The organism is Bradyrhizobium erythrophlei, assembly GCF_900142985.1.
Taxonomy (GTDB): domain Bacteria; phylum Pseudomonadota; class Alphaproteobacteria; order Rhizobiales; family Xanthobacteraceae; genus Bradyrhizobium; species Bradyrhizobium erythrophlei_B.
In genome coordinates this window covers 5,445,886-5,466,726 of record NZ_LT670849.1, presented here as the reverse complement: position 1 = coordinate 5,466,726, position 20,841 = coordinate 5,445,886, and the positions used below count along the sequence as shown (strand labels likewise).

Here is a 20,841-nt window from a genome sequence, read left to right as displayed (position 1 = left end):
TCGGCAAAGGCGAAACTGACGCCTCCGCCAATATCTGTCGAGGGAAATCGAGGCCGCTGGAAGGCGCTATTTCGTGGCCTGCGCTTGCTTGGTTCCGACGATGGCCGGCAACGATCCCGTTGGCGTCGGATCGGCTTTCGCCATGCCCGGCGGCATGATCGCGCGCGCGGTCGCATCGGGGTAACGCGTCTTCATCTCGCGCAGGAACCCGTCGAGCGTATCGACGCTCGCGGCCATCTTGGCGATCGCGGCGAAGTCGGCCCCGGTCGAGCCGACCGGCTTGCTCGCGATCTCGAAGGCGGTGCGGTCCACGCCCCCGCTCATCAGCGGCAGATATTTTTCACGGAAGCGCGCAATCCCGATCGTATCTTCGGCGAGCGCATAGCCGACCACCGCGCGGATGATGTCGCTCTTCTCGGCGGCGGTCAGCGGTTTGAAGTCGCGCCAGCGGTCGGCATAATAAAGCTCGATCTGCTCGGCCGACTCGCGCCATTTGCGCGCCGCCCAATAGATGTCGGAACGCAGCCGGATCGCCTCGCGGCCGCCGACATTGGAAATGATGTCGAGCGCAAGATCATGACGCCCGACGTCGCTTTGCGCGCGCGCCTCCAGCAGCAGGCGCTGCTGTCGCAATTCGCCGGAGAGATCGGCGATCCGGGTCGAGCGCAGCGCGATGATGGCGCGCTCGGGCTTGCGGGCGGTCAGATAGACCATGGCGAGGCGGGCAGCGACCTGCGCGCGGGCCGCGCCTTCGAGCCGCTTGTCGACCTGATATTGCAGAAGCTCGGCGGCCTGATCGAGCAGATCGACGGCAACCAGCCGGTCGGCAAGACGGCGGATCATCTCGTCGCCGCGACGGCCGATCGGCGTCAGGTCGCGATATTCATAGAACATGGCGAGCGCATCGATCGGCGGAAGGTCGTCGCCTTTCGGACCGAGAAACAGCTGGGCAAACAGCGCAGACGCGGCATCCTGGCCCTGGCGGGCCACTTCCAGATTGGGCGCCATCAGATTGGCGACCCGCACCGCGGCAAAGGATTCGGAAAAGCGCCCGATATCCGAATAGATCTTGGCCAGCATTTCGAGCGTGTGCACCTCGATGGCGTCGCCGCGCCAGATCACCGACAACGTCTCAAGCTCGCGCAGCGCATCGTCCTGGCTGATTTCGTTACGCTTCTGCTGCAACGCGATCTGCAAGAGCTTGGCTTCAGCCGCCGACGGACGATCCGGCGAAAGCGCCGCGCGCTTGAATTCGTCCAGCGCATCCTTCTCGTGGCCGAGACCTTCGGCGAGCCGCCCGCGCAACACGCCGACGGAAGCGGCCTGCTCCGGCGCAACCCCGATCACGTCCAGTTCGCTGGCGCGCTTGGCCGCGCCCGGATAGTCCTTGACCTCGAGGGATGCACGCATCGCATCCGCGATCACGATGCGCTGCACGTCGATCGGCAGCGAGGTGATGGCGAATTCGGCACTCTTGAATTTCTCGCGCGCGTCCGCCCATTTGCCCTGACGCGCGCTGATCATCGCCTTCCAGAGCTGGGAATCGTAGTTGGTTCCGATCGCCGGGCTTGCGAGATCCTTCAAGCCCCGCTCCGGGCGCCCCATCAGGATATTCGCCAGCGCATGAACGATCAGGACGGCCGGATCTTCCGCGCCAACCTTGGCGTCGGCCAAGGCCAGATTGAGCACGCCGACGGTTTCCGGATACATCGCGCGCGCCATGTAGAAGCGGGCGAGGTCAAGCTGCGCCGCCGTGCGCTGTTCGAGATTGCCGCTAGCCGCGTTGCCCGCCGCCTCGATCAAGGCATCGGCGCGCATATTGAAGTTGGCGTCCTGGTTCTTGCGCCATTCGCCGAGATCGAAGATCGGTCGCACGGCGGTCGGCGCGCGCTCGGCCCCGCTATCGGCCGGCGACAGCGTCAGGCCACCGGGCTTGCCGAGGATGACCTTGTCGGGACCGACATCGGCCGTCACGTCGTCGGAGTTCGGACGGATCGCAACGCCGTGAATCGATTCCAGAAGCGATAGCTCGACGAAATCCTGCCGCTTGATGAAACCGCGCGCCGGTGGCCTTGCCGTCACCACGAACAGCGTGTCGCCGGCGTCCGGATCGGTGAAGCGGTGAAGCATGCCCGCGCCCGGCATCGGCACCGTGACGTTGGCAAGCGCGGGGTCGGCAATGTTCCGGATCGCCGAGAGCGCCTGCGACGGCGACTGCACGGCATCGGCAAAGGTGACGGTCCAGTTGGTGCCGGTGGCGAGGTCTTCGCCGCTAAGCGAGGGCAATTGCGGACGGTTGAGGCGGAAGCGTATCGCCTGGCCCCGCTCCTGCGGCACGACGCTGATGTCGGCGACCGCCGCACCGCCCTGCCCGCGGATCGGCTCGACGTCGATCGGCTTTTTCGAGTCCAGCATCAGCCACAGCGTGTCGGCGCGCCGGAACAACGCTGCCGGCGTCCCCGGCGGCAGTGAAAACGTCAGATGGAGCCCGGTGCCGTCGCGAACGACGCTCGTGTCGCCGTGCGCGCCTTCCGCTTTCATTTCGGTGGGCGCAGCCATCGCAGCCGGCGCCGGCTTTTTGACCGGAGCTTCGGCCGCCGGCGCCTCAGTCGGCTTCGGCGCGGGCATCGGCGCTTCCGGCACGGCCGCCATCTTCGGCTCGGCAACGGCTTCCTTAATCGCGGGCGCGGCCGGCATCTCGGCAACAGGCTGCGCCGGCGGCGCGGCCGGCGGTTTTTCCATCACAATGGGCTTTTCGGAGGCCGGCGGGTTTTCAGCCGCGGCGGGCATCTTGGCGATGGGCTCTGCCGGCGCCGCGGCAAGCGGCTGCACCGGCGCCTCAGACGCAGGGGCCGTCTCTGCTGCCGCAGCCTTCTCGGGTGCGGGAGTCTTCTCGGGTGCGGCGTTTTTGGCGACGGCAGGCAGCACGGGCTTTTCAGCGCGCGAGGGCGCCGCGTGCGACGCATCCCCGCCCTGGGGCAATACCTGCGCAGCCTTGTCGGCCTGCTGGTAGGCGACGTCGATGACGTAGTTCTTGTCCTCGCGGAACGAGTGAACGTCGACGTCACCCAGCATGACGAGTTCTACCGTCGCCGTTTCGCCTTCGATCTTCTGCGTGATCGAGGAAACATTGGGCGGCAGCGAGATCTTGGCGTCCGCGAGATCGAAGGTCAGCGCCTTGGTGAATAACAGCTTGAGCTTCTGCTCGTTCAGCACCGAAGAGACGCCGACCCCGTCAGGCATTTCGAATACAAAGCGCACGAATGTCGGCTGGACCGAGGTACGAACCCGCACCGGCGGACGCTTCTTCGCCTCCGACATCGCGCGCTGCTGGCGCAGCTCGCGCTCGGCGGCGCGGGCGCGCTCGGAGAGCTCGCGAACCACCTCCTGAGGCAGGCTTGGCGGCGGGCCTTTCCAGGAGTCGGGCAACAGGTCGACGAACAGCCGCTCGCCGGCGGTCATCGTATTGACCGTCACCCTGCGTGACAACGAAAGACGAATGGCCGAACCGTCCGGATCGCGTCGCGCCGAGCCGACGTAGTCGGGAGCGCCGGCGCTCATCCCGTCGACAGCGACGTCGACCGGACGCTCGAACCGGATGACGATGATCGAACCGGCTGTCACCACTTCCGAGGTGACGTCTTCGGCGAATTTGATGACCAACCGGGCATAACCGCCTTCCGACGAGAACGCGGCTTCCGCCTTTACCGGCTCCGCGGCATAGCCCGGCGACGAAAAAGCAAGGCACGCCAACACGCCAAGGATCACAGCTGCGGCAGCACGCGAGGACCGCGCTAAACCATGCGCAATGGCTTGCGCGGCGGCGCGCAGTCGCGACCCAAATCCAGCGGCAGCCATTCGCGCCATTCCGATATACGTCTTTCAGTTCATCCACGGGCAGCGAGACGGCTTGCTAACCCAGGTTCGAGTCTAGAATTGGCAATTTAAGGCTCTGTTAAATATCCCGGCTAATTGGGCTTCTGCGGCGGAACGATCTTGCCTTCGATCTTCGGCAGCTCGGCATCGGAACCTGACTTGTCGCCACCGGCCCGGCGCGCCATCTCGACCGTGAGCCGCTCGGCCACTTCGGGCTGCATTTGGCCCATGATGTCGGACATCTTGCGTGGGGCGATGTGGGATGCGATCTCGAACAGCACCGGCATTTCCAGCCGGTCGAACACCTTGGCGGCGTCCTTTGGCTTCATGCCTTCATACATCGTGATGATGCCCTTGAAGCGCGCGGCATCCTCGTCGGCCTTCTGCGCGGCGGCGCCGGTGATGCGGGATTCGATCGCCTTCATCTCCTCGACGCGGCCTTCGGCGCGCTTTTCGGCGGCCTTCAACAGGCTCTCGCGAATATCGATCTCGCGCGCCCTCGCCTCGAGCTCCTGACGGCGCGCCTGCAACCGCTCGAGGATCGCGCGTTCGGAAGCGGACACCCCCTGGACCTGTTCGGGCGCGGCGGTCGTCTCGGCCTTCGCAACTTCAGGCTTGGCTTCCTCTTTGGGTTTCTCTTTTTCCTTCTCGACCGAACCGGTGATGTCGGACGCATCGACGTAGCGGCGGCCGGGAAAGTTGATCGTTTCCTGCGCCCAGGATGGCTTGGTCGCGCCGGGCCGATAGTCGAACACATATCCGCCGTCGAGCACGAGGCCCGCAATCTTCAACACCGCCAGGCCAAAGATCGCAACCAGAACAACGGGAAGGACGCGAATGTTACGAAACGGTTTCATGCAGCCAGCCCGTTGGACCTTCTACGTTCGGAAAATGCCTGGGCCGCTGCCGCAACGGCTTTGGCGTTCGATACCGGCGCGGGCGCAGCAGCCGGTGTGGAAACCGGCGCCGGTTCCGGCGCCACCGCGCTCGTTGAGGGACGTGCGGCGAGCGTGATCTTCGACAGGCGGCGGACGACGCCGTCGCATTCACTGAGCTGCAGCTTCAGTTGCGCCGACATCTCGGTTGCCGCCGTCAGTTGCGAGCCGAGGTTTTCGTTGACGTCGCGCACGGTGTGCTTGAGGCCGCCGATCGCCCGTTCGGCGATTTCGGTTGCGGTAATGAGTTCGGCGATAGTTGCCTTGAGCGAGCTCTCGTCGGCCTTCAGCCGCTTGAGCCGCTTGTTCAACAACATGCAGTAGCCGATCGTGAGCATAAGCAAAATCGCGACCAGGCTCTCGATCACTACACCCAGGAAATGACTCATGGAGCCTCCATCAGCTTGGTCTGCTCGTCGGCTTTCTCGAACATTGCAAAGGTCGTATTCGGCTTGCGCAATTGCTTGGCGACGCGAATGGCGACGCGGTCGCCGACCCGCCCCATCCGTCCTTCGGTGAGGGTCACGTTGCCGCAGCGCACGGCCACCAGCGCATCGGCCCGCATTTCCAGAGGCAGGGTGTCGCCGACCTTCAGCTTCATGAGTTGCTTGAGCGGAATGTCGGCCTCATAGAGCACGGCATCGACCGCAATCTGCGCCTGCGCCACTTCGGTGGCGAAATGGCCTTCCCAGATCGGGTCGCGGCCGAATTTTTCGCCCATGAACATCTGCAACAGCACGTTGCGGATCGGTTCGATGGTCGCATAGGGCAGCAGCAATTCGACGTTGCCGCCGCGGTCTTCCATGTCGATGCGCAGCCGAACCAGGATCGCGGCGTTTGCGGGGCGGCTGATCGCGGCAAAACGCGGATTGGTCTCGAGACGATCGATGGTGAATTTGACCGGCGACAGCGGCCGGAACGCCTGTTCGGCATCGGCCATCACCACCTCAACCAGCCGCTTGACGAGGTTGGTCTCGATCGTGGTGTAGGGACGGCCCTCGATGCGCATCGAGGTCTGTCCGCGGCGGCCGCCGAGCAGGACGTCGATCATCGAGTAGATCAGGCTGGAGTCGACGGTGACGAGGCCGAAATTCTCCCACTCCTCGGCCTTGAACACGCAGAGCACGGCCGGCAAGGGAATCGAATTCATGTAATCGCCGAAGCGGACCGAGGTGATGCGGTCGAGCGAGACTTCGACGTTGTCGGAGGTGAAGTTGCGCAACGAGGTCGTCATCAGCCGCACCAAGCGGTCGAAGACGATTTCCAGCATCGGCAGGCGCTCGTAGGACACCATCGCCGAATCGATGATGGCGCGAATGCCGGAATTGTCGTCGAGATTGACCTCCCCGACATTGAAGCCGAGCAGGTTGTCGATTTCCTCCTGCGACAGAACCCGTTCGCCGCCGTTCTTGCCGCCTCCGAAGTCGCGGCTGCCGTCTTCGACCATGGCCGCCCATTGCAGGGCCATGGTTTCGGAGAGCTCGTTGGACGCCGCTTCAGCGGCGTCTTTGGCCGGGTCCGCGGAGTCAAGCGACGCTTCCCATTGCGCCGCTATTGCATCCTGGTCGACTGGATCGTTGCCCGCCATCTGTCTAGACCCGCACCGTCACTGAATGACGACTTCCTTGAACAGCACCGCGCTGACCTGGTTGGGGGCCACCGCGGCGTTGACGCGTCGCGTCAGATCTTCCTTCAGGCGAAACAGACCCGCCGAACCGCTGAGGTCGGAGGGACGCAATTCGCGCAGGTAGGTCTGGAAGATATCGGTCACCCGCGGCAGCGCCGGCTTGATCGCCTCGGCCTGCTTCTCTTCCTTGACCTCGAGCACGATCTTGGCCTTGAGGTATTGCACCCGCTCACCGGGCAGCCCGATCAGGTTCACCAGCATGTCCGGCACTTCGACGTAAGCCGGCGGCTTCACCGGCGGCGCCGCTTCCGCGTGCCCGTGGCCGTGCCCTTCCTCGCCATGGCCTCGCAGGAAGAAGAACCAGGTCGAGCCGCCGCCCACGATCGCGAGCACGGCAACGACAGCAATGATCAGCTTGAGTTTGCCCTTGGGCGCGGGCGTTGCAGCTTCCGCTGCGCCGTCCTTCTCGTCGTCCGCCATCGCCCGCCCCGCTCCGACCCGAAAATGGATTCAACGCCGACAGGCGAACCTCTGACGCGATACACGCGGCACGTCCTGCGCTCTGTTTGAACGCTAAGGTAATAATGGTTAACGGAAGCTTTCTTTTGCGCAGCTACTGGGAAAAAGTTGCCGGGCAAACATGGTCAACAAGACCTTATTGCCGCCCTCAAAACATCCTCTCGATTACCCAACAGTCTGAATTTATTCAAATTTTCAGATTGGCACGGCTTTCGCTCTGACCTTCCTCGAACCGCCCACGGCTTGGGAGAGCTGGAAAGCGGTTTGAAAGATCGGCACGCGGCTTGGGAGAGCAGCTTGTGGATCGTTTAAGGGGAGAATTTGGGCGATGGAGAATGCGCTTCTCATCAACTTGTCGCGGCAATCCGCGCTCGAGCGTCAGCTCGATGTGATTGCGAACAATATCGCGAACGTCAACACGTCCGGTTTCAAGGCCGACAGTTCGCTGTTTGAGGAATATCTCAACACGCCCGCCCACGAAGACAACTTCGTCGGCAGCGACCGCCGCGTCAGCTTTGTCCAGGACCGCGGCACCTTCCGCGACATGAGCACGGGGCCGCTCGACGCGACCAAGAATCCGCTCGACGTCGCCATCGACGGCTCGGCTTTCCTGACCGTACAGACCCCTGGCGGCGAGCGCTACACCCGCGACGGCAACCTGCACATCAACGCCCAGGGCCAGCTGGTGACGGTCGCCGGCAACCCGGTGATCGGCGCCAGCGGCCCGATCGTCTTCCAGCAGACCGACCACGACATCAACATCACGCCGGACGGCACCATCACGGTGGTCGAAGGCAGCGGCCGCACGGATTCCGTCCGCGGCACGCTGCGCCTCGTCAGCTTTGCCGACGCGCAGAAAATGCTGAAGGAAGGCCTCAATCTTTATGCCGCTGGCACCGCCGGCGCGCCGCAAGCCGACACCAAGTCGACCGTGCGTCAGGGCTTCCTCGAGAAATCGAACGTCAATGCGGTCGGCGAGATGAGCCGCATGATGGAAGTCACCCGCGCCTACACCTCGATCGCAACTCTGATGCAGCAACAGAGCGATTTGCAGAAAACCGCCATCCAGCAACTTGCTGACGTACCGACCTAAGGAGACGACCGATGCAAGCCCTTCATACTGCCGCGACCGGGATGGCGGCCCAGGAACTGAGCGTCCAGGTCATCTCCAACAACATCGCCAACCTGCGCACCACCGGTTTCAAGAAGCAAACCGCCGAGTTCCAGGACCTGATCTATCAGCACGTCGCCCGGGTCGGCGCCCAGGCCTCGACCCAGGGCACCATCCTGCCGGTCGGCATCGACATCGGCGGCGGCGTCAAGACCGTCGGCACGCCGCGCTCGATGACGCAAGGCACGCTGTCGCAGACCGGCAACGATCTCGACCTCGCCATCACCGGCGAAGGCTTCTTCAAGATCCTGATGCCCGATGGCACCTTCCAGTACACCCGCGACGGCACGTTCCAGATGGACAACACCGGCCGCATCGTCAACGCGCAAGGCAATCCGGTGCAGCCGACGATCACGATCCCGCAGAATTCCCAGGGCCTCGCCATCAACACGCAGGGCCAGGTCTCGGTGACCCAGCCGGGATCGACGACTTCCACCATCATCGGACAGATCGGGCTCACCCGCTTCGTCAACAAGGCCGGCCTCATGCCGGTCGGCAACAACAACTTCACCGACACGCCGTCTTCCGGCACGCCGCAGGACGGCATCGCGACCCTTGAAGGCTACGGCACCATCAACCAGGGCAGCCTCGAACAGGCCAATGTCGACGTGGTGTCGGAAATGTCCGACCTGATCGCCGCCCAGCGCGCCTACGAGATGAACGCCAAGGTGATCTCTGCCGCCGACCAGATGATGCAGTCGACCACGGCGCTGTTCCGCTAAGGGAGTAGAGGATGATGTTCCGCCCGCTGCTCGTTACCGCCCTGCTCGTCGCAGCGTCTTCGGCCGCGATTGCCGAAGACAAGGACGACACCGTCGCGACGCCGGTGCTGCGCGCGCAGGTTACGGTGGAAAGCGACATCGTGCGGGTCGGCGACGTGATCGAGAACGCCGGAACGGCGGCGCAGATCGCCATCTACCGTTCGCCCGATCTCGGCACCACCGGATCGCTGCCGACCGCACAGGTCATCAACGTGCTCCAGGCGCATCAGGTGATCGGCGTCGACACCAAAGGCATCAAGTCGGTCTCCGTCACGCGGCTGGCGCGCATCCTCGACGGCAAGGACATCGAATCCCAGGTCGCGCACGCGCTCGAACACCGCAGCGGCCTTGGCGACGCCGCCAACCTCAATCTGACCTTCGACCGCGACGTGCAGGACGTCCGGTTGGACGCCTCGAACACCGGCGCGTTGCAGCCGGTCTCGGTGCGCTACGAGGCGCGCAGCGGACGCTTCGACGTCTCCTTCGAGATCGCCAACGACAACACCGGCTCCCGCACCAAGCTGCGTTTCACCGGCGTCGCCATCGAAATGCTGGAAGCCGCCGTGCTGACCCGCAATGTCGATCGCGGCGACGTGCTGAAAGCCTCCGACGTCGTCATCGAGCGGCGTCCGAAGGCCGAAGTCGGCAGCGACGCCGCAACCCGCAGCCACACGGTCGGCATGCAGATGCGCAAAGGCCTGCGCGCCGGTCAGCCGTTGAAAATTGCCGATCTCGGCAAGCCGGACCTGGTGCAACGCGACGACAACGTGACGCTGATCTACGAAGCGGCCGGCCTTTACCTCACCGTACGCGGCAAGGCGGTCGATGGCGGCACCGAAGGCGACACGGTCACCGTGCTCAACCTGCAATCCAAGCGTACCGTCGCCGGCACGGTGATCGGCCGCGGGCAGGTCGCCATTTCCGTTCCCATGCCGCGGACTGCCAGCGCCGACACCACTTCCTCGGTCGCCGAACCCGACGCCCCTGTATCCATCGCCCGCCGCAATAACGCGCAGACGAATTCAAACGCAGAGTAAAGTAGATGTTGGCTTACAAGTTCAGACGTATTGCGCTGACCGGGACCATGCTGACGATCGTCAGCTTCGCGGGCGGCTGCTCCGGCATCGACCGCCTCTCCCAGATCGGCGAAGAGCCGAAGCTTTCGGCGATCGAGAACCCGACGACCCAGCCGGGCTACAAGCCGGTGCAGATGCCGATGCCGAAGCCGGAAATCGTGTCCTACAATCCCAATTCGCTGTGGCGAAACGGCTCGCGCTCCTTCTTCAAGGATCAGCGCGCCCATCAGATCGGTGACCTCCTGACCGTCACCGTCAACATCACCGACCAGGCAAACTTCGCCAACGAGACCCAGCGCAGCCGCACCGCGACGGAAGATTCCGGCATCACCGCCTTCCTCGGCTCCGCCCTGCTCGGCCAGACCGCTCAGAAGGTGCTGCCTGGCCGCTTCCTGACGGCGGACGAAAAGTCGGGCACCGACGGCAAGGGTTCGATCGTCCGCCAGGAGACCTTGCAGACCAACGTCGCGGCGATCGTCACGCAGGTGCTGCCGAACGGCAACCTCGTGGTCGAAGGCAGGCAGGAAATCCGCGTCAACTACGAAAAGCGCGAACTGATCGTGGCCGGCATCGTGCGGCCCGAAGATATCCAGAGCGACAACACCATCGACTCCTCGAAGATCGCGCAGGCCCGCATCGCCTATGGCGGTCACGGCGAGATCAGCGACCTCCAGCAGCCGCGCTACGGCAGCCAGGTCATGGACGTGCTGTTGCCGTTCTAACTAGTGGTCCGATTCCAACATTCGCATCCCATCGCAGCAGTCACTTTGGCGAATGTTGGAATCAAAGGACCACTGGCAAATATGAAGTTTCTGGTGGAGTTCAGGATTTGACATTCGCCTTACGATTTCGCGGAGAGCGAATAGCGAATGTTAAATCCACTCCACTAGCGAGCTCCCACATCGCACCGCGAACCTAGGCGCGGTGAGATGTTCAATGCGGCCTTCGTCAGCTCCCCTGGCGAAGGCCGCAGCTGTTTTAGGCCCTAAAGCGGACAAGGAAAAAGCGGACCGCGCCAGGGCGATCCGCTTTCTGATGCTTGAAGCGTGTGAAGTTCTAGGCGACCGACGACAGGTCGTCGGGCTGTTCTTCCTCGGGGAACAAACGGTCGCGCCCGCTGGTATATTGCAGCTCGCCGGCATGCAGCCTGGTGTTGTTGGCCTCACGTTTGGCGACGTCTTCCTCGCCGTACATGAACGCCAGGAAGGCGTAACGCTTGCCTTTCGTCACCGGCGTCACCTGATGCAGTGCGCCGCAGGAAAATACCAGCGCGCCGCCTTCGGACGGCCGATAGGTCCTGCGGCCGAATTCCGGGAACAGGAGATCGCCGCCTTCGAAATCCTTGTTGAGGTTGATCGAAAGCGCGAAGCGCCGGTGCTGGGCGCCGGCGTTGATGTTGTCGCGATGGCGGTGGAAGTGGGCGCCGACCTCGCTGTCGTAGCAGGCGACGACATAGCGATCCATCCGCGTCGCCTTGAACTGGAAATACTGCTCGATCGGACCGATCAGCCGCCGCACGATGTGGTCACGGATCAGTTCGCGCACTTCGGGGACGCCGACCGCGGCGTCGCTCCGCCGCTTCAGCCGCCAGTTGGACAGCGTCACACTCTTGCCGTCGATGTCGAACTGAAATCCGGAGTCGACGGCGCCTTGAGTTTCATAGAACCGGATCAGGAAATCGCAGATGTCGAAGCTGAAAACCCGCGGCACCATCAGCGCCGGCGCGAACAGCGGAACGCCGGCGGAATCATCGACCGCCGGCAGGCTTTGCAGGATATTGCGGACCATGTTCGCGTGGCCCTGCGGGTGATCCCAGGCGATATCGGCGATCGATCGCAGCATCGAATCAAGAATGACGGTGCGCGGCATTCCCTCGGCGCCGAAGGACCGGCTGACGGCGCCGTCGGGATCGGCGAGAAACGACAAAGTTGCGCTCGAGATCGCGGCGAGATGATCGGTCTGGCTCGGCTGCCCGGTGTAGACGCATGCGACGACCAGATGATCCTCGCTGAACGAGGTGCTCAGATGCATGAGCTCGCCGACTTCCGCAATCGCGCGCGGATCGGCCAGCGAACCGACGAAGCTCAACACCACCCAACGGCCGGCGCTGGCTTGCAAGTCGAACGATCCGCCGGTCAGGACCGGCAGGCCGAACCACGGAACGGGATCACCGAGAATGATGTTGCGACGCTCTGCTTTGGTGTTGCTCATGTGGTGTGCCCGGCTGGAAATCGACCCATCTTTCGCGATAGTTGAGCCGACTTAATGAAACCTTCCTCGATGTTGCCCAGTGTTACGCACGCCGCTTCGAACAATATTCCGAAACAAAAAAGTCTATTCCGCCGCCTCCGACGCATGTCCCGCGCCGGCCGTCGTCTTCTGTTCGAACCGCCACAACCCGGGCTCGACCTCTGCAAAACCGTTATCGCGGTAGATGTTGCGCGCCGGCATGTTACGCGGCGTTGCGATGATGCGCGCCGACAATGACCGGTCGCTGCCCTGCATCTCATCGAGGATGTGGTGCAGGAAGCGATGCTCGATGCCCATACCGAGCGCGCGGCAACTGATGGCGAAACCCGCGATCTCTCCTTCGACAATAACGGCCGCACCCACAAGGCCATAGTCGCCGAGCCGGTCCGCCACCTCGATCGCAAACAGCCGCGCGGCAGGACCGGCGGTCAGCGCGGCCAATTCGCTGACGGAAAATTTTCGCCCCGTTGTGTTGAACTGCGTGGTGCGTTGAAACAACTCTTCGACGCGTTGCAGCTTCGGCGATGAGGCCGCGAGGCGCTCGATGACGCATCGGATCTGCAACTGCGCGATATACTCCGCCTCGCCCATCGCCTCGCTGCGCAATTGCTGCCGCACGATCTGCGCCTTGACGAGTTCGCTCCGGGTAGCGGCTTCCGCGGTGACCACCGGAATCTGCAAGCGCGGATCATTCAGCAGACGGCGGCGCAGGCTGAAGGGATCTTCGCCCCAGACCTCGACGTCGGCCAGGCGCTGGCGGACGCGATCGCGCTCGACCGGATTGTCGTCGATGAAGAGAAAGGCATCGAGCGCAAAGCCGAGTTCTTCCGCGATCGAACGGATATTGCCGACCTTGTCGTCCCAGTTGACGCGCCAGGTGACGAAATCATCCGGCGTCAGCAGCCGATCCCTCGGGTAGTGGTCCGGATATTTCCAGAGTTCGCGCACCGTCGATTCGTCATTCTTGCTAACGCAAGCCAGCACGACACCACGCCTCTTGAGCGATTTGAGTGCTTCATGCAGGCCGAAATAAAGCCCGATGAAGGAAAACGGGCCGGAAATTTCCGGCGTCCACGCAAACGGACTGCCGGTCTCCGCCAGCACGCCCGGCCACAGCGTACCGTCGAGATCGAGGATCACGCATTTCTTGCGGCCGATCCCCGTCACCGTGACGAGCGCATCGACATGCTTTTCGGCAATCACCGCCTCACGGCCGTAGGCGTCGCCACCGAGCGCACGTGCGAGCGGTGCGGTGTCGGGGAAAATGCCGTGAACGGCGGCCTTTTCGCCTTCGGCGCGTTGCAGCATCCAGCCGGGCGAACCGAAATGGGTGAAGCCGACCTGGCCGTCGTCGAGCAGCCGTTCGGACCCGGCCGCGCCAAGTGCCGCCGCGATATCGACGACGTAGACGTCGGGAAAGCCGAGCGCGAGCTCGGCCAGCGCCACATTGGTCAGGCGGAAGCGTGTGCGGTGACCTTTCACGCCACGCTCCGCCAGGCCCAACGGCTGGACGGTCGGTTCGGGCAGATTGTCGATCAGGATCGGCGCTGACGTCGCCTCGCGAAGCTTTGCCAGAAGCTCGGTCGCGTGCGCCACGTAGGCGGCATGCGGGTTGAGCCCGTTGTCGAGATCTTCGACGATCAGATGCCGTGCGCGCAAGGCGCCGACGAAAATCAGGTCGTGCCTGTGTTCGGCCGCAAGACGGATGTCGTCGGGGAACGTCGCCGCCACATGCAGGTCGATGCCGCGGCGTCCGGCCTCCTGGCGCAGAAAATCGGCTTCCATCTGGATATCGCAATCGCCGAACAGCAGCGCATCGATGCGTTTTCGTTTGCCGCCGAAATCCTGCACGCCATAGGACGCACCGACCGCCCAATAGGCGCTGCCGCCTTCCTTCGATTTGCGCCGGTAGCTCTCCAGCATTTCCGCGGGGTCCCGCCCGTGCTTTTCGGAAAGCTCGGCACCGATCGCGGCGAGCTCCTCCTCGGCCGTCATTTCGGTGAGGATCTGGCGCGACTTCAGTTCAAGGACGGTGCGCTCGATCACTTCGCGCAGCACGGCCGGCTGGTCGGTGGGTTTTGCGAGCAGCGCCACCAGCGCCTCGCAATCCTCAGGCATGCGGCGCGTTTGCGAAAAATATTCAAGAAGCGCCGTGATTTCGCGGTCGGCGGGCAGGCGCATCTGGCTGATCGCATGCACGAGCAGCGTCCGGCCCGGACCGACCGGCAAGAGATGAACGAAGCGGGAGCGGCGGAGAATCATTTTTGCTATAATAGCGGGATGGACGCGGATGTGAATCCGGTCCACCCGACGTTGGCTTCGCCGTGCAAAGGCTTGAAATATAATGACACAGGAAGGTCCCCGGCCGGCTCTGCCGGCCGAGCCCGGGAAGCCCGCCACTGATGCCAATCAGTATCTTTCGACCCGGGGGCTCGTGATCGTCTTTGCCGGACTCACGCTCGCGCTCGTGCTCGGCTATCTCCTGCTCAACAAGCTGATCGACATTTCGCGGGAAGAAGATTGCGCGCTGGCGCACCGCTACAATTGCGGCGCCGTCGAAGTACCGCGCTAGAAGTCACTCGGAATCCGAGCTCTAGTCGGAGCCCTTCGTGTGTTTGCGGTTCTTGTCGCCCGCACCGGCGAGACGCGCGAGCGCCGCCTCCTTGCGCATCCATTGAAGCCGCGGACGGGCGGGATAGCCGCCCCACGTCTCGCCGGCCGGAATGTCGCTGATGACGCCGGAACGCGCGGCTAGGCGAGCGCCCTTTCCAACCGTGAGGTGCGGCGCGAGACCCACCGCCCCGCCGAGCAGCGCATAGTCTTCGAGCGTCACGCTGCCGCTCAAGCCGGACAGCGCCACCACCACGCAATGCCTGCCGATCTGGCAGTTGTGTCCGATCTGGCAAAGGTTATCGATCTTGCTCGCCTCGCCGATCACGGTGTCGCGAATACCGCCACGGTCGATCGTCACACTGGCGCCGATCTCGACGTCGTTCTGGATGATGACGCGGCCGGTCTGCGGAATCTTCTGCTGCTCGGCATCCTCGGTGTAGCCGAACCCGTCCTGCCCGATGCGGCTGCCGGGATGGATGATGACGCGGTCGCCCATCAGCGTATGCGTAATCGAGCAGCCGGCGCCGATGCGGCAGTCGCGGCCGATCGTGACATCGGGACCGATGACGGCATTGGCGGCGATGATGCTTCCCGCACCGATTTCGGCGCGCGGTCCGATGACGGCACCGGGGTCGACCGTGACATCGCTTTCGAGCCGCGCGGTGGGATGGACGATCGCGCCTTCAGAAATGCCGTCGGCCTCAAACAGCGAGGACGGTTGCAGCGATTGCGGAAAGAGCTTCCGGTGCACGGCGATGAAGGCGCGATAGGGCTTTTCCGTCTCAAGAACGATGAGCCCCTTTGGCGCGTGTTCGACGAAGCGCTTCGGCATCAGGCAGGCGCCGGCGCGGGTCTTCGTCAGCCCGTCGATGAATTTGTTGGCGTCGATAAAGGCAATATCGGATGGGCCCGCGAGATCGACCGGCGCCACGCCCGTGATCCGATGCGACATCGCAGCGCCGCTCGCCTCAGTGCCCGTCAGCGCGGCGATGTCGGCGATCGTCAATCCCGACGGACGATCAAAGAAGCGGCGATTTCCCATTTACCAATCCGATGATTAACAAGACAAGCACGCCCCGAATCCCAAGCTCGTATGATCGAACTAGATTCAACTGGCAAGCCGCGCCAACGAACGCACGTTCAACCAAGATGTGAGCGCGTAAGCATATCGGCCACGTTGACAGCCATCTGCATTCAGCCGATGCTATTATAATACAAGACAAAATTTCACATTGTCGAAAAAGCTGGACGTTGAAGTTCAGCTGTTAACCGGGAGCGAATAATGACTTTTCGTCGCCATTCTAATGCCTGTCTTGCCGCGGTCGCGACCGCCGCACTCGTGACGGCATGGTGCGGCCCAGCCAATGCACAGCAAAAGAAGGCATTGTCGGTCAAGGCCGACGCGATCGGCGGCCAGGTGACCGGCCCCAACGGTCCGGAAGCCGGCGTCTGGGTGATCGCCGAGACGACCGATCTTCCGACCAAATACGCCAAGTCGGTCGTCACCAACGACGCCGGCCAATACCTCATCCCGCAGCTTCCCTCTGCCAAATATAAAGTCTGGGTACGCGGATATGGCCTCGTCGATTCCGACAAGCAGGACGCCTCGCCCGGCAAGACCCTCGACCTGAAAGCCAAGGCTGCGCCGAATGAGGCCGCCGCCGCCGAGTACTATCCAGGCATGTACTGGTACTCGATGCTCAAGATTCCGCCGGCGAGCGAATTTCCGGGCTCGGACAAGTCACCGACCGGGATGCCGGCCAGCATGAAGTCGCAGGATGTCTGGATCGACAGCATCAAGAACTCCTGCCAGTCCTGCCACGCGCTCGGCAGCCAGAACATTCGTTCGCCCCATGTGAAAGAACTCGGCCAGTTCAAGAACTCCGAAGAGATGTGGGAGCGCCGCGTGCAGTCGGGCCAGGCCATGAACAACATGGCCCTGACGCTCGGCCGGCTTGGACCGCCCCGCGCCTACAAGATGTTCGCCGACTGGACCGACCGCATTGCGGCGGGCGAGCTTCCGTTCGAGAAGCCCGAACGTCCGAAGGGTGTCGAGCGCAACATCGTCGTCACGTCGTGGGAGTGGGCCCATCGGGCCGAGTACCTGCATGACGAAGTCTCGACCGACAAGCGCAATCCGACCGTGAACGCCTACGGCAAGATCTACGGCTCGCCGGAAGAAAGCTCCGACGACATCCCGGTGCTCGATCCGATCAAGCACACCACCTCCTTCATCAAGGAACCCTTCGTCGATCCGCAGACGCCGAGCGCCTCGGACGATCCGATGGGCCCGTCGGTATTCTGGGGCGACGAGGCGATCTGGGATGGTCACACCTCGATCCACAATCCGATGATGGACGAGAAGGGACGGCCGTGGTTCACGGCGCGAATTCGCAAGGCGCCGAACCCCGCAAGCTGCAAGGCAGGCTCCGACCTGCCCTCGGCGCAGGTCGCGCCGCTCAACGAGTCGCCCCGTCAGGTCTCGATGTACGACCCCAAGACCGAAAAGTGGACGACGATCGATACGTGTTTCGGCACGCATCACCTGGTGTTCACGCCCGACAACAAGCTCTGGTTCAGCTGGGGACAGCCCTATAGCGGCGCCGTGGGCTGGCTCGACGTCAAGAAGTTCGAGGAAACCCACGACGCGATGAAGTCGCAGGGCTGGACCCCGGTCGTGGCGAACGTCTCCGGCACCGGCAAGCGCGAACCTTTCGTTGCCGTCGACAAGCCGATCGAACCCGGCAAGGACAAGGCCGTGAAGGCCGCGTTCTACGGCGTCATGCCGAGCGTCAAGGGCGACGTGATCTGGGGTCAGACCATGGGCCCGGGCTTCTCGCGCATCGACCAGCCGGCCTATCTGGTGCGGCTGGTTCCGGGCAGCGATCCGACCCACACGGCCGTCTCGGAGATCTTCCAGTCGCCTCCCGGCACCTACGGCTCGCGCGGCGTGGACCTCGACTCCAAGGGCGTGGCCTGGACCGTGCTTTCCAGCGGTCAGATGGCGAGCTTCGACCGCGCGAAGTGCAAGGAGCCGCTCAAGGGAGAAAACGCTGCGACCGGTGCCCAGTGCTATGAGGGCTGGACCCTCTACCGGATGCCCGGACCGCAGTTCAAGACGGTCGACGATCCCAAGGGCAGCGCCAACCACGCCTATTACATCTGGGTTGACGTCCACAACACGCTCGGCCTCGGCAACGACGTGCCGATCGCGATGGCCAACGGCAGCGAATCCCTGCTCGCCCTGGTCGACGGCAAGTTCGTCGACATCCGCATCCCCTACCCGCTCGGCTTCTTCGCCAAGAACGCCGACGGACGGATCGACGATCCGAAAGCCGGCTGGAAGGGCCGCGGTCTCTGGACCACGACTGGCACGCGCGCCTACTTCCACAGTGAACATGGCAAGGACGACAAGCCGCGGGTATTCCACGTCCAGCTGCGTCCGGACCCGCTGGCCGACTAATGCGATCAGCTTGCAGAACGCCTGCAAGCTGATTTCAACGTGACCGCATTGCCTCGCCGCATTCAGACATGCGGCGAGGCAATTGCTTTTCAAGGGGATTATCTCAACGGGATTTTCAGCGTGACGCAGCGCTGGACCACCGTCAGACGCGCCCCGGCGTCACGACCGCCGCATCGGCGCTCATGGTTCGATGGCACAGTGGCGGCCGTGCTCAAGGCCGGCCGGCGCTCGCTCATTAAAAACGCGACCTACTCGTCGCGATAGACCTTCTCGCGCTTCTCGTGGCGCTCCTGCGCTTCCACCGACAGCGTCGCGATGGGCCTTGCTTCCAGCCGCTTCAGCGAGATCGGCTCGCCGGTCTCTTCGCAATAGCCGTAGGTGTTGTCCTCGATGCGCTGCAACGCGGCGTCGATCTTGGAGATCAGCTTGCGTTGGCGGTCGCGGGCGCGCAGTTCGATCGCGCGATCGGTTTCAGATGACGCGCGGTCGGCGAGATCAGGATGATTGACGTTCTCCTCCTGGAGCGTCTGCAACGTGATCTTCGATTCACGCAGGATCTCGTCCTTCCAGGTCAGGAGCTTGACGCGGAAATACTCGCGCTGCCGCTCGTTCATGAAAGGCTCTTTTTCAGTCGGTCGATAGTTCTTCAACTTTTCCAAGGCCAGCCCATCTTTCGCCTGAAGGCGCCGCTCCCTTGCGGCCCCGCGCGAGGGGATAGTTCCCCTCGCGCGGCGCTTATATAGCGGCCTATTGCGACAGACAATATTTGCTTGGCCGGCCGTGGGGCCCGGCCAAGCCCTTGCACAGGCAAATTTATCCGCTTCCTTAATAACCGACGGTAAAGCGCTTGCGGGCATGGGCCGGACGCTCGATCTCGTCGGCCATGGCGACCGCAAAGTCCTCGAACGAGATCCAGCTTTTGCCGGCCGAATCGACCAGAAGCTGGTCCTCCCCCAGGCGGAACTTGCCGGTCCGGCTGCCGGGCTCGAACAGCGCCGACGGCGACAGGAAGGTCCAGTTTAGTTCCTTTTCGCGCTGCAACCGGTCCAGAAAGGCCGCCCCCTTCTCGGCTTCGGCCTTGTATTGCGCCGGAAAGTTGGGCGTCGTCACCAGCCGCACCCCGGGCGCGACCTCGAGCGAACCGGCTCCCCCGACCACGAGGTAACGGGGCACGGCGGAATCGCTGGCCGCGCCGATCAGGGTCTCGACGTCGCTGGCCGTGAAATGAATGGAACTTACCGCGGCATCGTGGCCGGACCAGAGCTTTGCAAGCGCCGCCCGGTCGTTGGCGTCGCCCGCGACCGCCGTGACATTGGCGAGCTTGGCGATCCGGTCCGGGTTCCGCGCGATGGCGGTGACGCTGTGGCCGCGACGGGCCAATTCGGCGGTTATGGCGGACCCTGCGCGCCCGGAGGCGCCGGTGACGGCGATCTTCATGCTTGTCTCCTTACGATTTTTCGATTTCCGATGGATGCGGTAGTATCCAACGGTGACTAGATAGCGTTTGGAGCGCTGGTGTTAAGAACGCACTTTGAGATCACCTGGTCACGCCGAAGTAACTCGTCCAACGGATCTGCGGAGTTCAAGCGAGATGAAAGCAAATGCGTATTCGGCCGATTGCCCGACCCGCCAGATTCTCGACCGGGTCGGCGACAAATGGGCGGTGCTGATCCTGCTGCTGCTGCGCCACGAACCGCTGCGCTTCAATCAGTTACGCCGCGACATTGAAGGCATTTCGCAGAAGATGCTCCCGCAGGTTCTCAAGAGCCTGGAACGCGACGGCCTGGTGAAGCGCCATGCGATCGCAACCGTGCCGGTGACGGTGGAATATTCGATCACGCCGCTCGGCAAGACGCTCGCGACCGCGGTCGATCCCTTGCGCGACTGGGCCGAGCGAAATCTGAAGGATGTGCTGGCGGCGCAGCGCCGCTATGACGCGCAGCGACACGCAAAGGCCGCCTAGGCCAGTGAACCAGTGCTGTCCGGACGCTAGTGCTGTCCGGCCTTGGCGAGTTCGACCTCGACGCGCAGCTCGATCTCGGAGAGCACGGCATCGAGCCCGGGATCGCCCGAGGAAGACTTCAGGTTGGAGGCCGCGTCACGCAAGCGGCCGATAGTTGCGGTATCGAACTTGCCCGACAGCAGGCTGATCTTGAGATCGTCCAGCACATCGAGCGCGCGCCTGCCGCGCTGCACCGAACGTTTGCGCCGCTCGACCGGGTCTTCCTCGATCCCCTGCAAGGCAAGGAGCGTATCGATTCCAGCGGCGGCCTTGGGCGTCACCGCGGGACGCGTCTCGGTGGCGGAGGCCGTATCGGGCAACGAAAACTCGCCCGAGCTCGTTCGCCGAACGTTACTGGTCTGGGACCCCAGAGTGGTGCCGTTCGGTCCGATGATGCGCATGAATGGTCCTCGCCATTGCAGCGCGCAGCATTGCCTCTCGATGGTTAACGCGACGTAAATCACCCGGCAAAATCTGCCGCTACCGGCAGTTTCGCCTTGGCCGCGGCGTGCCGCGCGCTGGCCCCATCAAAATTTCGTCTAGCAAAA

18 protein-coding genes are annotated in these 20,841 nt (G+C 63.4%); 7 read left to right on the top strand and 11 right to left on the bottom strand.

Translation table 11 applies throughout. The features are described 5' to 3' along the window. Positions 1-66: 66 nt before the first annotated feature. From BUA38_RS25960 to fliL, 5 genes are all read right to left on the bottom strand, one after another. Positions 67-3,867, bottom strand: a complete 3,801-nt coding sequence (locus BUA38_RS25960; protein ID WP_072822417.1) for a hypothetical protein — start codon at positions 3,865-3,867, stop codon at positions 67-69. A gap of 101 nt (positions 3,868-3,968) precedes the next feature. Then, on the bottom strand, positions 3,969-4,733 hold the full coding sequence (locus BUA38_RS25955; RefSeq protein ID WP_072822415.1) for a MotE family protein: 765 nt from the start codon (positions 4,731-4,733) through the stop codon (positions 3,969-3,971). Continuing rightward, complete coding sequence (locus BUA38_RS25950) at positions 4,730-5,200, bottom strand: DUF6468 domain-containing protein (RefSeq protein WP_072822413.1); 471 nt, start codon at positions 5,198-5,200, stop codon at positions 4,730-4,732. Before BUA38_RS25950 ends, BUA38_RS25955 begins: the two co-directional genes overlap by 4 nt. Further along, on the bottom strand, positions 5,197-6,399 hold the full coding sequence (gene fliM, locus BUA38_RS25945; RefSeq protein ID WP_072822411.1) for a flagellar motor switch protein FliM: 1,203 nt from the start codon (positions 6,397-6,399) through the stop codon (positions 5,197-5,199). The genes BUA38_RS25950 and fliM overlap by 4 nt, the downstream gene beginning before the upstream one ends. An 18-nt stretch (positions 6,400-6,417) precedes the next feature. Continuing rightward, positions 6,418-6,918, bottom strand: coding sequence for a flagellar basal body-associated protein FliL (gene fliL, locus BUA38_RS25940; protein WP_072822409.1), 501 nt, complete (start codon positions 6,916-6,918; stop codon positions 6,418-6,420). Between the two features lie 367 nt (positions 6,919-7,285). On the opposite strand from fliL, the gene flgF reads away from it, so the two are divergent. From flgF to flgH, 4 genes are read left to right on the top strand one after another with little or no spacing between them, the layout of a single operon-like run. Continuing rightward, the gene (gene flgF / locus BUA38_RS25935) at positions 7,286-8,050 is read left to right on the top strand and encodes a flagellar basal-body rod protein FlgF (protein ID WP_072822407.1); all 765 of its coding nucleotides are present in this window, start codon (positions 7,286-7,288) and stop codon (positions 8,048-8,050) included. Positions 8,051-8,061: 11 nt separating this feature from the next. After that, positions 8,062-8,850, top strand: a complete 789-nt coding sequence (flgG, locus tag BUA38_RS25930; RefSeq protein WP_072822405.1) for a flagellar basal-body rod protein FlgG — start codon at positions 8,062-8,064, stop codon at positions 8,848-8,850. Between the two features lie 11 nt (positions 8,851-8,861). Next, entirely contained in the window at positions 8,862-9,926 is a 1,065-nt protein-coding gene (flgA, locus tag BUA38_RS25925; RefSeq protein ID WP_072822403.1) for a flagellar basal body P-ring formation chaperone FlgA, read from the top strand. Between the two features lie 5 nt (positions 9,927-9,931). Further along, the gene (flgH, locus tag BUA38_RS25920; RefSeq protein WP_072822401.1) at positions 9,932-10,687 is read left to right on the top strand and encodes a flagellar basal body L-ring protein FlgH; all 756 of its coding nucleotides are present in this window, start codon (positions 9,932-9,934) and stop codon (positions 10,685-10,687) included. 334 nt (positions 10,688-11,021) lie between these two features. Here flgH and BUA38_RS25915 read toward each other — a convergent pair whose 3' ends face one another. Next, entirely contained in the window at positions 11,022-12,176 is a 1,155-nt protein-coding gene (locus tag BUA38_RS25915; protein ID WP_072822399.1) for a 2OG-Fe(II) oxygenase, read from the bottom strand. Positions 12,177-12,299: 123 nt separating this feature from the next. After that, positions 12,300-14,477, bottom strand: coding sequence for an HAD-IIIC family phosphatase (locus BUA38_RS25910; RefSeq protein ID WP_072822397.1), 2,178 nt, complete (start codon positions 14,475-14,477; stop codon positions 12,300-12,302). Positions 14,478-14,559: 82 nt separating this feature from the next. Here BUA38_RS25910 and BUA38_RS25905 point away from each other — a divergent pair, with 82 nt between their 5' ends. After that, positions 14,560-14,787 (top strand): hypothetical protein, encoded by a 228-nt coding sequence (locus BUA38_RS25905; RefSeq protein WP_072822395.1) that lies wholly within the window; start codon positions 14,560-14,562, stop codon positions 14,785-14,787. Between the two features lie 21 nt (positions 14,788-14,808). Here the strand turns inward: BUA38_RS25905 and lpxD are convergent, their stop codons facing one another. Further along, complete coding sequence (gene lpxD / locus BUA38_RS25900; RefSeq protein ID WP_072822393.1) at positions 14,809-15,870, bottom strand: UDP-3-O-(3-hydroxymyristoyl)glucosamine N-acyltransferase; 1,062 nt, start codon at positions 15,868-15,870, stop codon at positions 14,809-14,811. A gap of 240 nt (positions 15,871-16,110) precedes the next feature. Here lpxD and BUA38_RS25895 point away from each other — a divergent pair, with 240 nt between their 5' ends. Then, the gene (locus tag BUA38_RS25895) at positions 16,111-18,291 is read left to right on the top strand and encodes a carboxypeptidase-like regulatory domain-containing protein (RefSeq protein ID WP_072822391.1); all 2,181 of its coding nucleotides are present in this window, start codon (positions 16,111-16,113) and stop codon (positions 18,289-18,291) included. Positions 18,292-18,539: 248 nt separating this feature from the next. Here the strand turns inward: BUA38_RS25895 and dksA are convergent, their stop codons facing one another. Then, the gene (gene dksA / locus BUA38_RS25885; RefSeq protein WP_172806093.1) at positions 18,540-18,905 is read right to left on the bottom strand and encodes an RNA polymerase-binding protein DksA; all 366 of its coding nucleotides are present in this window, start codon (positions 18,903-18,905) and stop codon (positions 18,540-18,542) included. A gap of 211 nt (positions 18,906-19,116) precedes the next feature. After that, positions 19,117-19,728 (bottom strand): NAD(P)-dependent oxidoreductase, encoded by a 612-nt coding sequence (locus BUA38_RS25880; protein ID WP_072822385.1) that lies wholly within the window; start codon positions 19,726-19,728, stop codon positions 19,117-19,119. Between the two features lie 154 nt (positions 19,729-19,882). On the opposite strand from BUA38_RS25880, the gene BUA38_RS25875 reads away from it, so the two are divergent. Further along, entirely contained in the window at positions 19,883-20,254 is a 372-nt protein-coding gene (locus tag BUA38_RS25875) for a winged helix-turn-helix transcriptional regulator (protein ID WP_072822383.1), read from the top strand. A 26-nt stretch (positions 20,255-20,280) separates the two neighbouring features. On the opposite strand, the gene BUA38_RS25870 is transcribed toward BUA38_RS25875, so the two are convergent. Beyond that, the gene (locus tag BUA38_RS25870; protein WP_072822381.1) at positions 20,281-20,694 is read right to left on the bottom strand and encodes a flagellar assembly protein FliX; all 414 of its coding nucleotides are present in this window, start codon (positions 20,692-20,694) and stop codon (positions 20,281-20,283) included. Between the last annotated feature and the right edge of the window lie 147 nt (positions 20,695-20,841).